The organism is Kribbella sp. (assembly GCF_035655035.1).
Taxonomy (GTDB): domain Bacteria; phylum Actinomycetota; class Actinomycetes; order Propionibacteriales; family Kribbellaceae; genus Kribbella.
Genome location: NZ_DASRVN010000370.1, coordinates 1 through 15,158 on the forward strand (window position 1 = coordinate 1; position 15,158 = coordinate 15,158).

14 protein-coding genes are annotated in these 15,158 nt (G+C 70.2%); 2 read left to right on the top strand and 12 right to left on the bottom strand.

Annotated features, from left to right (window positions below):
• Positions 1 to 223: 223 nt before the first annotated feature.
• Complete coding sequence (gene ahcY, locus VFF46_RS20720; protein ID WP_325038817.1) at positions 224 to 1,657, bottom strand: adenosylhomocysteinase; 1,434 nt, start codon at positions 1,655 to 1,657, stop codon at positions 224 to 226.
• A gap of 274 nt (positions 1,658 to 1,931) precedes the next feature.
• Between ahcY and VFF46_RS20725 the strand changes: the two genes are divergently transcribed.
• Entirely contained in the window at positions 1,932 to 2,291 is a 360-nt protein-coding gene (locus VFF46_RS20725; RefSeq protein WP_325038818.1) for a MerR family transcriptional regulator, read from the top strand.
• Here the strand turns inward: VFF46_RS20725 and VFF46_RS20730 are convergent.
• From VFF46_RS20730 to VFF46_RS20765, 8 genes are all read right to left on the bottom strand, one after another.
• Positions 2,288 to 3,247: a cation diffusion facilitator family transporter gene (locus tag VFF46_RS20730; protein ID WP_325038819.1), complete on the bottom strand. Its 960-nt coding sequence runs from the start codon at positions 3,245 to 3,247 to the stop codon at positions 2,288 to 2,290. The two genes, VFF46_RS20725 and VFF46_RS20730, sit on opposite strands and share 4 nt — an antisense overlap.
• A gap of 36 nt (positions 3,248 to 3,283) precedes the next feature.
• A complete protein-coding gene (gene manA / locus VFF46_RS20735; RefSeq protein WP_325038820.1) occupies positions 3,284 to 4,435 on the bottom strand; it encodes a mannose-6-phosphate isomerase, class I in 1,152 nt (383 codons plus the stop codon).
• Positions 4,429 to 5,505 (bottom strand): SIS domain-containing protein, encoded by a 1,077-nt coding sequence (locus tag VFF46_RS20740; protein WP_325038821.1) that lies wholly within the window; start codon positions 5,503 to 5,505, stop codon positions 4,429 to 4,431. Before VFF46_RS20740 ends, manA begins: the two co-directional genes overlap by 7 nt.
• Positions 5,505 to 5,708, bottom strand: a complete 204-nt coding sequence (locus tag VFF46_RS20745; RefSeq protein WP_325038822.1) for a Trm112 family protein — start codon at positions 5,706 to 5,708, stop codon at positions 5,505 to 5,507. The genes VFF46_RS20740 and VFF46_RS20745 overlap by 1 nt, the downstream gene beginning before the upstream one ends.
• Complete coding sequence (locus VFF46_RS20750) at positions 5,709 to 7,094, bottom strand: phosphomannomutase/phosphoglucomutase (protein ID WP_325038823.1); 1,386 nt, start codon at positions 7,092 to 7,094, stop codon at positions 5,709 to 5,711.
• Between the two features lie 129 nt (positions 7,095 to 7,223).
• Positions 7,224 to 7,967 carry a ThuA domain-containing protein gene (locus tag VFF46_RS20755; RefSeq protein WP_325038824.1) on the bottom strand — a complete coding sequence of 248 codons (744 nt, stop codon included), beginning with the start codon at positions 7,965 to 7,967 and terminating at the stop codon, positions 7,224 to 7,226.
• Positions 7,960 to 9,048 (bottom strand): Gfo/Idh/MocA family oxidoreductase, encoded by a 1,089-nt coding sequence (locus VFF46_RS20760; RefSeq protein ID WP_325038825.1) that lies wholly within the window; start codon positions 9,046 to 9,048, stop codon positions 7,960 to 7,962. The genes VFF46_RS20755 and VFF46_RS20760 overlap by 8 nt, the downstream gene beginning before the upstream one ends.
• A 141-nt stretch (positions 9,049 to 9,189) precedes the next feature.
• Complete coding sequence (locus VFF46_RS20765) at positions 9,190 to 9,636, bottom strand: metallopeptidase family protein (RefSeq protein WP_325038826.1); 447 nt, start codon at positions 9,634 to 9,636, stop codon at positions 9,190 to 9,192.
• Positions 9,637 to 9,667: 31 nt separating this feature from the next.
• Between VFF46_RS20765 and VFF46_RS20770 the strand changes: the two genes are divergently transcribed.
• Positions 9,668 to 10,054, top strand: a complete 387-nt coding sequence (locus tag VFF46_RS20770) for a DUF3499 domain-containing protein (RefSeq protein ID WP_209698055.1) — start codon at positions 9,668 to 9,670, stop codon at positions 10,052 to 10,054.
• Between the two features lie 6 nt (positions 10,055 to 10,060).
• Here the strand turns inward: VFF46_RS20770 and VFF46_RS20775 are convergent, their stop codons facing one another.
• The 3 genes from VFF46_RS20775 to VFF46_RS20785 form a co-directional block, all read right to left on the bottom strand.
• Entirely contained in the window at positions 10,061 to 11,548 is a 1,488-nt protein-coding gene (locus VFF46_RS20775) for a DUF5719 family protein (protein ID WP_325038827.1), read from the bottom strand.
• Entirely contained in the window at positions 11,545 to 14,385 is a 2,841-nt protein-coding gene (locus tag VFF46_RS20780) for a glycosyltransferase family 2 protein (protein WP_325038828.1), read from the bottom strand. Before VFF46_RS20780 ends, VFF46_RS20775 begins: the two co-directional genes overlap by 4 nt.
• A gap of 291 nt (positions 14,386 to 14,676) precedes the next feature.
• The gene (locus VFF46_RS20785) at positions 14,677 to 14,928 is read right to left on the bottom strand and encodes a WhiB family transcriptional regulator (RefSeq protein WP_020389877.1); all 252 of its coding nucleotides are present in this window, start codon (positions 14,926 to 14,928) and stop codon (positions 14,677 to 14,679) included.
• Positions 14,929 to 15,158 lie beyond the last annotated feature (230 nt).

Genomic DNA, 15,158 nt, shown 5'->3' on the forward strand with positions numbered 1-15,158 from the left:
CCCTCCCAGTCCGTACGGCATTCCCGCGGGGCCGTTCGCGCCACCTGACCCGTATGGGTTGATGCCGCCTGTCGCACCGCCCGGGTTGTTCGCGCCGCCTGCTCCGCCCGCGCATTCAAGGCCGGCCGTGGTCAACGCGCACGGGTGGGCCGCGCCAGGCAGCAACGAGGGCTGAAACGCGAACACCCCCGCGCCGAGGCACGGGGGTGTTCCGGAGCAAACCTCAGTAGCGGTAGGCCTCCGCCTTGTACGGGCCCTCGATCGGTACGCCGAGGTACGCGGACTGCTCCTTGGTCAGCTCGGTGAGCTTCACGCCGAGCGCGTCCAGGTGCAGCCGGGCGACCATCTCGTCGAGGTGCTTCGGCAGCACGTACACCTCGGTCGGGTAGTCGGCGGTCTTCACGAACAACTCGATCTGCGCCAGCACCTGGTTGGTGAACGAGTTCGACATCACGAACGACGGGTGACCGGTCGCGTTGCCGAGGTTCAGCAGCCGGCCCTCGGACAGCACGATGATCGTGTGCCCGTCGGGGAACCGGAATTCGTCGACCTGCGGCTTGATGTTGACCCGCTCGATCCCCGGCACCTTGTACAGCCCGGCCATGTCGATCTCGTTGTCGAAGTGGCCGATGTTGCCGACGATCGCCTGGTGCTTCATCGCGGCCATGTGGTCGGCGGTGATGACGTCCTTGTTGCCGGTCGTGGTGACGAAGATGTCGGCGATCCCGACCACGTCGTCGACCGTCGAGACCTGGTACCCGTCCATCGCGGCCTGCAGCGCGCAGATCGGGTCGATCTCGGTGACGATCACCCGGGCGCCCTGGCCGCGCAGCGACTCCGCGCAGCCCTTGCCGACGTCGCCGTACCCGCAGACAACCGCGACCTTGCCGCCGATCAGCACGTCGGTGGCGCGGTTGATGCCGTCGATCAGCGAGTGCCGGCAGCCGTACTTGTTGTCGAACTTCGACTTGGTGACCGAGTCGTTGACGTTGATCGCCGGGAACAGCAGCGCGCCGGCCTTGTGCATCTCGTACAGCCGGTGCACGCCGGTGGTGGTCTCCTCGGTGACACCCTTGATGCCCTGGCCGATCGTGGTCCACTTGTCCGGCGACTCGGCGAGCGTGCGGGTGAGCAGCTTCAGGACGACGCCGTACTCCTCGGAGTCCGCGGTCGACGGGTCCGGTACGGCGCCGGCCTTCTCGAACTCGGTGCCCTTGTGGACCAGCATCGTGGCGTCGCCGCCATCATCGAGGATCATGTTGGGGCCTTCACCACCGGGCCAAGTCAGCGCCTGCTCGGTGCACCACCAGTACTCCTCGAGCGTCTCGCCCTTCCAGGCGAAGACCGGCACCCCGGCGGGAGCGTCGGCGGTGCCGCTGCCGACGACGACCGCGGCGGCCGCGTGGTCCTGGGTGGAGAAGATGTTGCAGGACACCCAGCGCACCTCGGCGCCGAGCGCGGTCAGCGTCTCGATCAGTACCGCGGTCTGGATCGTCATGTGCAGCGAGCCCATGATCCGCGCGCCGGCCAGCGGCTTGCTGTCGCCGTACTGCTTGCGCATCGCCATCAGGCCGGGCATCTCGTGCTCGGCCAGCCGGATCTCCTTGCGCCCGAACTCGGCGAGCCCGAGGTCCGCCACCTTGTAGTCGAAGGTCATGCCGCTCCCCTGAAGACTGGATTCTTACCGACCTAGGTCGGATCCAGTGACACCACGCCGTCGCGAGGAGGTGCTCGGTGCGGTGCATCGGCGCGCGGGGGCGAAGGTCTCGATGCGGAGCATCGTGGCCTTTGCACCCGTGCGGCGAGGTGCCGTGCCGAGTGCCCCGCAGTAGGCGTGGGGTCGCTGGATCCGACCTTAGCCTAGAGGGCCGAGCCACGCGGTTTGATCGCTCCAGGCGCGTTTTTGACACCGAAATGTCAGGATTGATGCTATGCGCATCACCGAGGCCGCTCGCCAACTGGGTACCACTCCGCGCATGCTGCGCTACCGGGAGGCCCTCGGGCTGCTCCCGCGCTCGCGATCCGGGCACACCGCGCAGCGCCAGTACGACGACCGCGACCTGGCCGCCGTACGTCTCGCGCTGGATCTCGAACGCCGGTACGACGTGACGCCGGCCGCGCTCGCCTTCGCCCTCAGAGCCCTGGCCGAGCCGTCCGTGGCCGCCGACATCCGCAACCTCGGCTACCGCACCGGCCGGCTCAGCACCCCACCCACCCAGGCCGAGATCGACCGCGAACGCGCGCTCAGATGGCTGGGCCGGTCGGGTGTGCTTCCACCGAAACCGCGTTAGTGCGAGGGGGCCTCGGGGACGGCGGGGCGTTCTTCGGGGACGTAGTTCTCGACGTAGATGTCGGGCTCGAGATAGATGTGCCGGCTCATCGGCTCGGCCGCGCGGATCGCGTGCTCGGCGGCGTTGATGGTCTGCGCCACCACGGCCGCGTCGGAGGTCGGCTCGACCGCGACCTTGGCGGCGACCAGGACCTCCTCCGGCCCGAGGTGCAGGGTGCGGATGTGGATCAGCCGCTGTACGCCGGGGGTGCTCTCGATGGCGGCGACGATCCGCTGCTGGGCCTCGCGGGTCGCGGACTCGCCGAGCAGCAGCGACTTCATCTCGATCGCCAGGAAGATCGCGACGCAGACCAGCAGCGCGCCGATCGCCATCGAGCCCAGGCCGTCGAACACACCGTTGCCGGTGGCAAGCGTCAGGACGACGCCGATCAGCGCGAGCACCAGACCTGTGAGCGCCGCGAAGTCCTCGAGCAGGATCACCGGCAGCTCCGGGGCCCGCGCGTTCCGGATGAAGCGGACCCACGACACGTTGCCACGGATCTTGTTGGACTCGCGCACCGCGGTCCGGAACGACAGCCCTTCCATCACGATGCCGAGCAGCAGCACCACCACCGGCACCCATTGCCAGCTGTGGATCCCGTGCGGATCGTGAACCTTGTGGTACCCCTCGTACAGCGCGAACAGCCCGCCGACGCTGAACAGCACGATCGACACGACGAACGAGTAGACGTAGCGCTCCCGGCCGAAGCCGAACTGGTGCAGTTCGTCAGCCGCCCGCTTGGCCCGCTTGCTGCCGAGCAGCAGCAGGCCCTGGTTGCCGGAGTCGGCCAGCGAGTGGATCGCTTCGGCGAGCATCGAGGCCGACTGGGTCAGCCCCCAGGCGGCGAACTTCGTCACCGCGATCCCGAGGTTGGCCGCCAGAGCCGCGACAACGGCCTTGTTCCCGCCACCAGCCATGGTTGTTCGAGTCCTCCCCAAAAATGACGCCGTGAATCAGGATGCGGACACGACGAACGCCGTGCCGGAACCACGCAGGGTACAGGGTCCCTCGGTTCCCGAGGCGAACGCGGACCGGCCCGCGGACAACGTCACGGCCGATTCCTTGCTCGCGGCATCCAGCGTCCCGTCCACGCAGCAGACGATCCGCGGCCCGGTACCGTCCACGGTCCGCTCACCGCCGTCCAGATCGACCCGCCGCACGGCGAAGTACGGGCAGCCTGTCTCGTAGACACCGTCCGGCGTCGCGGTCAGCACCGGATCGGCCAGCGGCTCGAAGTCCACCACCGAAACCAGCTCCGGTACGTCAATGTGCTTGGGCGTCAGGCCGCCGCGCAACACGTTGTCGGAGTTCGCCATCACCTCGAACCCGAGCCCGTCGAGGTACGCGTGCACGTTGCCGGCCGGCAGATACACCGCGTCGAACCGCTGCAGACGTACACGATTCAGCAACAGGGCCGCGAGTACGCCGGGGTCGTCCGGGAAGTCCGCGCACAGCTTGGCGAGCGTCTCCCGCTCCAGCGCGAAGTCGCCGGTGAAGCCTGCGATTGCTTGATCGAGCGCCCTGACCAACGGGCGGATCGCGTCCCGGTCGCGGCTCATGAAGTCGGTGAACGCCTCGCGCAGCTTGCCGTTGCGCAGCAGGTCGGTGAGCTCGCCGAAACCTTCCGGCCGGAGCGCGTCGAGCAGCGCGACGGTCCGGTCGAGCGGCCGGAAACCGACCAGTGCGTCGAACGGCTCGAGCGCGATCAGGATCTCCGGCTTCGGCCAGGCGTCCTTGTAGTTCCGGTCCGTGGCGTCCCGCGGAATGCCGGCCGCCTCGTCCCGCTGGTACCCGTCGATCGCCTGCTCCCGCGAGGGATGGGCCTGGATCGACAGCGGTTGCGCGGCCGCGAGCAGCTTCGCCAGGAACGGGAACCGGCCGTCGAACCGCTCGGCCGTCTGCTCCCCCAGGACCGCCGCCGGGTCGAACGACACCGCGTCGTACAACGTGTCCCCGGACGGCAGGACGGACGGGGCGGACTCGTGCGCGCCCATCCACAACTCGGCCTGCGGCTTGCCGGTCGGCTCGACGCCGAGCAGCTTCGGCAGGGCGGTCGGCGAACCCCACGCGTAGTCGCGGATCGTGTTCTGCAGCGGGACTACCACGCTGGGTCCTCCGAGGGGATACCTGGCTCGAGCGGGTCGGTACCGGTCGCCGAACCGTAGCGGCCCAGGCCGAGACCGAGGTACGCCGCGGCGTACCGGCCGTGCTGGGTGAGCGCGGCGTACCGGGCGATGTCCGTACCGGCTGCTTGCGTCACGGTGCACACGCGGACGTCATGCGCCTGCGCCTTCTCCTCCAGCTTGCGGCGCTGCTCCGCGACGCCACCGTCCTCCATGCCGTCGTCCAGCACGACCAGAGCGGGCCGCAGCTCCTCCGGCTTGTCGAACGGGTCAGCGAAGAGGTCCCGCGGCGGCTGGTTCAGTACTGGAAGCAGGTGACCCGCGTCAGCAGCCAGAGCGGGCCTGCCGCTCGCCAGGCGCAGTGCTTCGACCACACGGCGAGCTGCACGCGCTGCCAGCACAGAACCGCCCCACACCAGCGGGAGCGCGTCAGCCAGCACCAGAGCAAGGTCCTTGGCCGGGTTGGACGCTACGTCCTTGTTGGGCGAGCACTCGATCGCTACGTCGTCCAGCATCGACGCAACAGCCTTGTGGTCGACTTCCGGGCCGAGCTCCATCTGGTGCAACGCCTGCAGTACTGCGACCGCGGCCGCCAGCTGGTCGTCGGACTGCGACGGCAGCCGGATCGCGTGCCGCAGGCCCGCGGACGCGATCGCCACGGGTGAGTCCTCCGGCGCCGCGACCATCAGCCCGCAACCCCGCCGTACCGCTTCACCGGCCGCCGAGACCGCATCCGGGTCCTCGGTCGCACCACCCAGTACGACGACCAGGTCCAGCGGACCGGCCCAGCCGGGCAGGCCCGGCCCGGGCCAGGCGAGGAACGGAACCGGGCAGACCGGCTCGAGTACGGCGCGGACGAGCCGGGCGTCCCGGCCGACCGCCACCACCGCGCGCGGGCGGAACCCGTCGGAGGTCAGCTTGGACAGGACGTCCTCGGACGCCTCCAGCTCGGCCCGGACCCGGGCACCGGCCGTCGCCAGCCGGCGCAGCAGGTGATCCGCGGCCCCGAGCGCGGCCGGGTCGTCCAGCCTCGTGTCGTCGAAGACGCTCATCAGCTTTCCGTCGCAGCGGTTTCCCTGGTGTCCCGGGCCTCGTCGATCAGCAGCACCGGGATGTCGTCACGCACCGGGTAGGCCAGCGCGCAGGACGCGTTGGTGCAGATCAGCTCGTTCGCCTCGTCGTCCACGCGGAACTCCGAGCGGCACTTCGGGCAGACCAGGATGCTCAGCAGGTCCGGGTCCAGATTGACTGCCATTCAGTTCTCCTCCACCGATGCGCCGGTGATCAGGGCCAGTACTTCGTCACGGACGCGTTCCATGCCGGCACGGTCCGCGGCCTCGACGTTCAGCCGCAGCAACGGCTCCGTGTTCGATGCACGGACGTTGAACCACCACTGTCCCGCCGATACCGTCAACCCGTCCAGGTGGTCCACGGTCACGCCGTCGACGCCAGAATACGTATCCTCGATCGCCGCGACCGTCTCGGCCGCGTCCGCGACCTTGTTGTTGATCTCGCCGGACGCGACGTACCGCTCGTACTCCGCGAACAGTTCGCTCGCGGGGCGCTCCTGCTCACCGAGCGCGGCGAGCACGTGCAGCGCGGCCAGCATGCCGGTGTCGGCGCGCCAGAAGTCGCGGAAGTAGTAGTGCGCGGAGTGCTCGCCGCCGAACACCGCGTCGGTCTCGGCCATCTTCTGCTTGATGTTCGAGTGCCCGACCCGGGTCCGGACCGGGACGCCGCCGTGCTCGGCGATCAGCTCCGGGACCGCCTTGGACGTGATCAGGTTGTGCAGGATGGTCGCACCGGGGTGCTTGGCGAGCTCCCGGACCGCGACCGCGGCGGTGATCGCGCTCGGCGAGACCGGGTCGCCCTGCTCGTCCACCACGAAGCAGCGGTCGGCGTCGCCGTCGAACGCGAGGCCGAGGTCGGCGCCGGTCTCGCAGACCTTGGCCTGCAGGTCGACCAGGTTCTTCGGGTCCAGCGGGTTCGCCTCGTGGTTCGGGAAGTTGCCGTCGAGCTCGAAGTACATCGGGACGATCGTCACCGGGCCGTCCGCGAAGACCGCCGGGACGGTGTGGCCGCCCATGCCGTTGCCGGCGTCGACGACCACGGTCAGCGGGCGGATGCCGCTCAGGTCGACCAGGTCGTGCAGGTGGTCGGCGTACGCCGTGAGCAGGTCCTTGTGCGTGACATGGCCCGGCGTCGACCCGGTCGCCGGGCCTTCGGTGAGGGCCTTCGCGACCAGGTCGGCGATGTCGCGCAGACCGGAGTCGGCGCCGATCGGCGCGGCGCCGGCGCGGCACATCTTGATGCCGTTGTACTTCGCCGGGTTGTGGCTCGCGGTGAACATCGCCCCGGGCAGGTCGAGCCGCCCGGACGCGAAGTACAGCTGGTCGGTGGACGCCAGGCCGATGTCGATCACGTCGGCTCCGGTCGAGGTCACACCATCCGCGAACGCCGCCGCCAGCCCCGGGCTGGACGGCCGCATGTCGTACCCGATCACCACGGCCCCGGGCCCCGCGAGCACATCCAGCACCTCGACGAACGCCGCCCCCGCGGCCCGAGCCACCGCCTCGTCCAACTGCTCCGGCACAACCCCCCGCACGTCATAAGCCTTGAAGATCCCCGCAACATCAACCATGCAGGGACCCTATCCGGCCCAGGCACCCGCCGACCATCAGCCACCCCCTCCGGTGGGTTGACCGATCAGATGCAGGGTTTGCGCCCGTGATCGCGGACGCAAACCCAGCATCTCGGACGTCAGCCAGGGTCAGACCTTCTCGAACCAGCCGGGGGTGGCGCGGTGGTGGACCGTGGGGAGCTGGCGGGGGACGACGGGGGCGGCCCAGCGGGTGGCGTTGGCGAGGATCTGCTGGATCTCGGGCTGGTGGTACGTCGGGTACTCCTGGTCGCCCGGGCGGAAGTAGAAGACCCGGCCCTGGCCGCGGCGGTAGCAACAGCCGGAGCGGAACACCTCGCCGCCGGAGAACGAGCTGACGAAGACCAGCTCGTCCGGCTGCGGGATGTCGAACAGCTCGCCGTACATCTCCTCGCGCTCGATCACCAGCGGGTGCGGGACACCCTGCGCGATCGGGTGCCCGGCGGCGACCGTCCAGATCAGCTCACGGTCGTTCTCGGCCCGCCAGTCCAGCGAGCACGTCGTACCCATCAGCTTGATGAAGATCTTCGAGAAGTGCGCCGAGTGCAGCGCGATCAGGCCCATCCCGGACAGCACGTGCTGCTGGACCCGGTCGACGATCGCGTCGTCGACGTCACCGTGGGCGGCGTGCCCCCACCAGGTGAGTACGTCGGTGTCCGCGAGCACCTCCTCGGTCAGCCCGTGCTCCGGGTCCTGCAGCGTGGCGGTCCGTACGACGACGTCGGCGCCGAGCCGGTCCCGCAGCGCCGCCGCGATGGTGCCGTGCATGGTGTCCGGGTAGATCTTCCGGACGGTCTCGTCGCGGCCCTCGTGGACGTTCTCGCCCCAGACGGTGACGCGGATCGGTTCAGTCATGCAGCACAACCTCTCGTCCCGCCTTCGCCGAGGCGTAGCAGGCGTCGATGATCTCGGTCCGGAGCAGCGCCTCGGACCCGTTCTGGCCTTCCCATTCGCCGCTGCGCACGATCCGGACGAACTCGCGCACCACCGCGCGGTGCCCGAGGCCCGCACCGGTGGCGGGCTTCACCTCGGCCGGGATCCCGGCGACGTCGGTGAAGATCCGCAGCGTGTCCTCGCTGGTGTAGTTCTTCACCTCGATCTTCGCGCCGCCCTCGGTCCCGAACAGCTCGATGCCGAAGTTGTCGCCCGGCGCCCGGTACGTCGCCCAGCTGGTCTCCAGCTGCAGCGCGCCGCCGCCCTTCAGCCGCAGGTACGCCGTCGCCAGGTCCTCCACCTCGAACTTCGACCCGAGCGTGTCGACCGTCGGGCGGTCCGGCGTACTCGCGCTGCCCTTGCCGCGCGGCCCGAGCTCCGCGAAGGTGTCCGCGGACACCGTGCTGATCTCGGGCTCGCCCATCAGGTGCAGCGCCATATCGAGGATGTGTACGCCGAGGTCGATCAGCGGACCGCCGCCGGACAGCTCCCGGTTCGTGAACCAGCCGCCCATCCCGGGGATGCCGTTGCGGCGCATCCAGTGCGCCTTCGCGTAGTAGATCCGGCCGAGCTGGCCCTCGTCGATCTGGTGCTTCAGGGCCGCCACGTCACCGCGCTCGCGGTGGTTGAACACCACCTTCAGCACCCGGCCGGCCTGCTTGGAGGCCTCGACCATCGCGGTCCCCTCGGCGACCGTGCGGGCCAGCGGCTTCTCGGACAGTACGTGCAGCCCCTTGCCGAGGGCGGCCAGCGCGATCGGCGCGTGCAGCTGCGTCGGCGTACCGATGCTGACCGCGTCCAGGCCGGGCGTCTCGAGCAGGTCTTCCCACTTCTCGTACAGATGCGGTACGCCGTGTTTCTCGCCGAGGCTGGTCAGCGTGTCCTTCTCCAGGCCCGCCAGCGCAATCACCTCGACGTCCGGCAACTCGGAGAACGCCTCCAGCGCGGTCCGGCCGGCGAAACCCAGCCCCACGACACCGACCCGCAGTTTTTGATCGTTCACACCCACGATCCTCTCCCGATGACAACGAAGGACACAACCGCTTCCCACACTACGGAACAGGTTTCAACACCAGTCAACCGCCATCTCCTAACGGATCGGTCTCGACCCTCCCCCCGTCCGGTGCCTGGGTGGGGTGGGGTGTCAGTCGCCTTCGGGGTCGAAGTCCGGGTCGATCTGTTCGGGGGAGAGCGCCAGTACGTCGGCCAGCTCCAGGACCAGGGCGGAACGGACCAGCCAGGACAGGCTGCTGCCGGACCTTTCGGCGCGGAGCTCGATCGGGCGCCGGAACACCACGATCCGGTACGGCTCGTGCGACGTACCGCCGGTGGCGTGGGTGAGCGGGATCTCGGTGGCGTCGATCTCCAGGTTCGGGACGTCCTCGATCGCGAACTCGACCCGGGCGATCACCTGCGGCAGCCGCTTCTCCAGCCGGGTCACCTCGATCGCGACCACTTCGTCGAACTGCGCGGCGGCGGACCGCTGCAGCGGCAGTCCCCGCGGCGCGAACTTGCTCGGCCGGCTGATCGGGCCGAGCATTCCGCGTCCGTGGCGGTCGATGTGCCTGCGATGACGGCGAGCCTCGGTCACGCGCTCAGCCTAGTGGGGGTAACGTCTGTCCGTGAGCATCGCCAGGATCTGTTCGCGCGCCGGATGTCAGAAGCCGGCCGTGTCGACGCTCACTTACGTGTACGCCGACTCGACCTGTGTCCTCGGTCCGCTGGCCACGTACGCCGAGCCGCACTGCTACGACCTCTGCGCCGACCACGCCGACCGCCTGACCGCGCCGAACGGCTGGGAGGTCATCCGGCTCGCTCCGGACCCGGCCGCCGCCGGCCCGTCGTCGGACGACCTCGAGGCATTGGCGAACGCGGTCCGCGAAGCGGCCCGCCCGCTCCCGCCGCGCGGCGAACCCCGCGCCGGCACCCCGGGCGCCCCGGTCGAGGTCGCCCGCCGCGGCCACCTCCGCATGCTCCAGGACCCCGGCGCCAACACCACCGAGGGCTAGCCGCCCTCAGCGCAGCGCGGCGCTTACGTCAGGCTGCGCGCCGAGCTGGGCGCGGAAGACCAGGGAGGTCGACAACGGCCAGGCGGCGACCTGCGGTACGTCGTCCTTGGCGGGCTTGGCGGCCGGCATCAGCGTCACGCCGGCGACCACGGTCCCCCGGGTCTGCTGCACCATCAGGTACGTCGGCCGCGGCTGCGCCGGGAACGAGATCGGCGTCGTCGCGCCGTTCAGTACGTCGAGGGCCCGCGTGACCAGCGCCCGGCCGGCCGCGTCGTGCAGCTCGAACTTCACGCTCCCGGTCTTCCCCGGCGCCGTCACCTGCAGCACCACCGGCTGCTGGTGCGCGGGCAGCACCAGGTACGCCGGACCGGCCAGCGCCTCGGCGGACCCGATCGACGAGAACTCGGACTGGCTCGCGTCGGTGGCCCGCATCGCCGCGGTCACCGGCTGGTCGGAGTTGATCGTGATCGCGCTCGCGTCCCCGTTCAGCACCTTGTCCAGCGAGATCGACCGGACCGTACCGGCGGGCACCGCGACGGTCTCCAGGCCGGCCGGCTTGAACGGGCCGTTCGGGCCGTTGATCGTCAGGCTCGCGGTCGCCTGCAGGTCGGTCGGGTTCGCGATCGAGAGGATCCGGCCGCCGCCGCCCGGCGCCACCGCGGGCACGAACACCATCTTGGCGGGGGCGGCCGACGTGTTCAGCCAGTCGACACCGGTCGGCTTGGTGCCGGCCGACGCGTTCGACCGGACCGCGGCCGCGACCCGGCCGCCGGTCGATTCGACGTGCAGCGCGACGTCCCGCAGGTTCGGCGCGACCTGGCGGAGGTAGACCTCCTGCGTACCGCGGGCGGGCACCACGATGCCGCGCGCCGCGGGCAGGTCGGCGGCGCCGGCCCGGGAGTACACGCTGACGTTGACCTCGGCGTTGATTGTGTCCAGGTTGGTCAGCACCAGGACGTCGCGGCGGTCGCTCGCCCCGGACGCGCCGACGAACCAGAAGTCCGACCCCGGCAGCTGGCACGGCACGCTGGCCATGCCGCGGTTCACCTCGCCGTCCGGCGCGGTCGTCGTACTCGTGCCGACCGTCCCGGCGGCCAGCGGGCCGGCACCCTGGATCGACAGCGGTACCGGCTTGGTCGCGACCGGGCTGGAGCCGATCGTGCCGCGCTTGAGCAGCGATCCGACCGGGCCGGAGGTGGTCGGCAGCGGCGCGATCGACAGCGGGTCCGCGGCACCCGCCGAGGTCGCCGTACCCTCAGGCAGGATCGGCGAGACGGCGCTCACGACACTGGTCATCTTGCCGCCAGGCCCGAGCACCGGGCACGCGAGCGCGGTCCGGTTCACGACGGTCCGCGCGGGCTCCTTGGCGGCCGCCGCCTCGACGCGGGTGTCGGCCTTGCCCGGATGCGTGACCAGGCCGAGCCCGGCCAGCACGGCCATGGCGGCGACGACGGCCCCGATCCGGAGGCGCGGGTCGGACAGCAACCGGCTCACCGGGGGTCCCTTCTCGCGTGCGTGCCCTGCGGTACGGCGACGGTCCGGCGGACCGTCGGCAGGCAGAAGATCAGCGCGATGATCCAGCCGATCAGCCCGAGAATGCGCCACAGCGAATGTGTCTGGTCGACGATCGGCGTCTTGCCCTCGATCTTCGAGCGGTCCACCAGCCAGGAGGCGTCGCCGTCGTTCGCGCTGGCTCTGGTCAGGCCGGGCAGCGAGTCGAGCGTCGCCTGCAACGACGGGTCCACCGGACCGGGCAGGTACACGTAGTCGATCGCGAGTCCGGCCAACTGCCGGCCTTCCTCGCCGCTACCGCCACCGCCGAGGGTCGCCAGTACGTCGGTGATCGGCTTGGTCTGCGCCGGGGTCGGCGCCGCCTCGAGCGCGCCCATCCGCGGTCCGCCGTTCTTGACCAGCGAGAACCGCATCTGGCCGCCGGTCGCCTTGCGCACCACCAGGATCGACTGGTTGTCCGGCGGATCCTGCGAGGAGACCAGGTACGCCGGGAGGTCCTGGGCCGGGCCGCGCCACAGCGGGCCGTCGGTGCCGCGCACCAGCCAGAAGCCCGCCGTCACGATCGTGGTCACCAGCGCGAGCCCGAGCACGCCCCGGACGATGATCTCGCGGGATTTCCCGACCGAGTCCCAGGCGACCGTGACCGAGACGATCCAGCCGACCGTCATCAGGAACATCAGCGGACCGGCGCCACCGCCGAGCCGGCTCGCGACCAGCGTCCCGGCCAGACCGGCCAGCGCGGCGAACCAGCCGAGCAGCTCGTACCGCTGCCGGGACTCACGCAGCAGACCGACCAGCGCGACCAGGATCAGCGGTACGGCGAACCACCACGGCGTCGGCGCACCGATCGGCGTACCGGTCAGCAGGTGCGGCAGGCTGTCGCCCGGGCCGATCGCGGCGGTCGGCGGACCGCCCGCCTCCTGGCCCAGTTTCGACGGGTGCTTGATCAGGTCGATCGTCCACGGCAGCACCAGCAGCAGACCCAGGACGACCGAGAACACCAGCTGCCGCCCCTGGCGACGCCAGCCGAGGCCGAGCACCGCGCCGAGCACGAGAAGGACCGCGATCAGCAGCCCGAGCGCGGGGGTAAACGCGAACAGCACGGCCAGACAGGCGCCTGCGAACCACGCAGCCCGCCAACTGCCCTGCACGACCACCCGCCGCCGTCGCGCCACGGTGTGCACGGCGGCACCGAGCAACGGCAGCACGATCGCCGCCACGCACGTCCCGAGCCGACCCTGCGAGATCGCACCGTTGGTGAAGACGGCCAGCCCGTACGCCGAGGCGCCCCAGGCGCGGGCCACCCGGTCGACGACGAACGCCCGCAGCAACGCCCACGCGGCGAGACCGGCGAGCGGAACCGCGCCGAGCAGCAGGATCTTCGTCGCACCGCCCGGACCGAACAGGACGGTGGAGAACGCCCACATCTGCCCCAGCCACGCCGGCGGGGTGATGCCGGGCGGAGCGGATGCGGCCGCGTGCCACAGCCCCCCGAGGCTCTCCTGCGCCGGGAGCAGCAGGTGCGAACGCAGTGCACCGCTACCGATCAGACCGCGCGCCGCCACGATCGCGCCGAGGGCGAGCACCACCCACGCGACCAGGAACGGCCGCCGGATCAGCTGCCGGCGCCAGCGCGGCTGGTCCACGGCGACGCGGGCGGTCGACTTCGCGCGGCGGGCCGAGGTGACGACCTGTTCCTCGGGCTCGTCCGCCCAGGCTTCGCGGATCCGCTCGGAGATCGTGCTGGTGGTCTCCTCCAGGTTGTGCCGCAGGGCGTGCACGGACCGGGAGAACAGGCCCTTGATGTCGTCGTACGGGACCTGGTTGAGATTTCGGCGGTTCTTGCGGGCAGCTGTCCAGCCGCCGGCGAGCAGCGTTCCGAGGAGGGCCGTCCACTCGTCGACCGCGCCGGACGGCGTCTTGCCGACCACGAACCAGATCGAGCGCATCACGGTGCCGAACAGGAACCGCAGGATCAGCAGCGGCAGCAGCTTGCCAGGAGCGTTCGCGAGAACGGTGTAGTACGCATGGGCGCGGTCGAGCTGGTACGCGTGCCGCCGGGTGCCGGCCAGCGCCCGCTCGCCGGTGGCCGCGGCCTGGGCGTGGTAGACGACCGCGTCCGGCGCGACGCCGACCTGGTACCCGGCGCGGCTCGCGCGCCAGCCGAAATCGATGTCGTCGCGGAACATCGGCAGCCGCGGGTCGAATCCGCGCAGCGCCTCCCAGACGTCGCGGCGGACCAGCATGCCGGCCGAGCTGACCGCGAGCACGTTCCGCGGCTGGTCGTGCTGGCCCTGGTCGAGCTCGCCGTTCTCGATGCCGGTGTCGCGGCGGCCGCCGAGCGACGTGGTGACGCCGACCTCGAGCAGCTCGCGGTCCCGCGGCCAGAGCCGCAGCTTCGGGCCCCAGACACCGGTCTCCGGCGAGATAGTGGCCTGGAGCAACAATTTCTCCAGCGCCTTCGGTGCCGGCGCGCAGTCGTCGTGCAGCAGCCACAGCCACTCCACCACCGGCACCTGGCCGTCGTCGCCGTACGGACCGACCGCGCTCGGGATCGGCGCGAAACCGTGTGTTTCCAGGCCGCGCGCGACCGCTGTGCCGAAGCCGGTCCGCGCGGACACGCTGACCACGGGCTCGACGCCGGGCATCGCGGCCAGCAGCTCGGCGGTCTCGTCGGTGGAGCCGGTGTCGACAGCGATCAGCCGGTCAGGACGCGGATTCAGCGCCCACAAGGACTCGGACAGGCGCGGCAGCCAGGCCGCGCCCTCATGCCCGACCACCACGGCGGTGACGACATGCCGGACCCGCGGACGGCGCATGTGGCCACCAGTGTGGTCTGTCGGGAAGTCGACGGAGTCGAAGAATTCCCAACCAGCCGGAGCTTCTTGTTCCATGCGGAGCTGTGACACCTCGATGCTTGCGGACGGTCACCGCGACCGCAGGTCCCGGCGAGGACTCACCATACAGCCGCTCTCGGAGTGTCCGGAAAGCCGCGGGCTCAAGCTGTGGAAAAGCCGCGGGCCCCGGACGACGATCGTCCAGGGCCTCGCGGAAGTCTCTGCTGTTGCGTTGTGTTCTCAGCCTGGTATCAGACAGCTGCCGGACAGCTGTCAGACGGCCTTCTTCTTCAGTTTGCGGCGCTCCCGCTCCGACAGACCGCCCCAGATCCCGAAGCGCTCGTCGTTCTGCAGCGCGTACTCGAGGCATTCGCCCCGGACGTCGCAGCCGAGGCACACCTTCTTGGCCTCGCGGGTGGAACCGCCCTTCTCCGGGAAGAAAGCCTCTGGATCGGTCTGGGCGCACAGCGCCCGTTCCTGCCAGTTCGGCTCCTCCTCGATCGCCTCACCGTCGACAATCGCCATCAGGCCTTCTGTCACGGTACGACCTCCTCGACCCTGTTCGTTCCCCTGTACATGTGGGTTTGCGGTCCACATGCCTGACCTCGTCCGTCCTGCGCTCTGCAACGGTCCCCGATACCGAGTGTCCTAACGAACGACACGGTTGAAATTACATTCCTGCAATGCACGAAAGTCAAGCCGTGCTCTGCTATTGGGATCATCCGCAACATGCCCGCAAAAGAACGAGAGGCCTG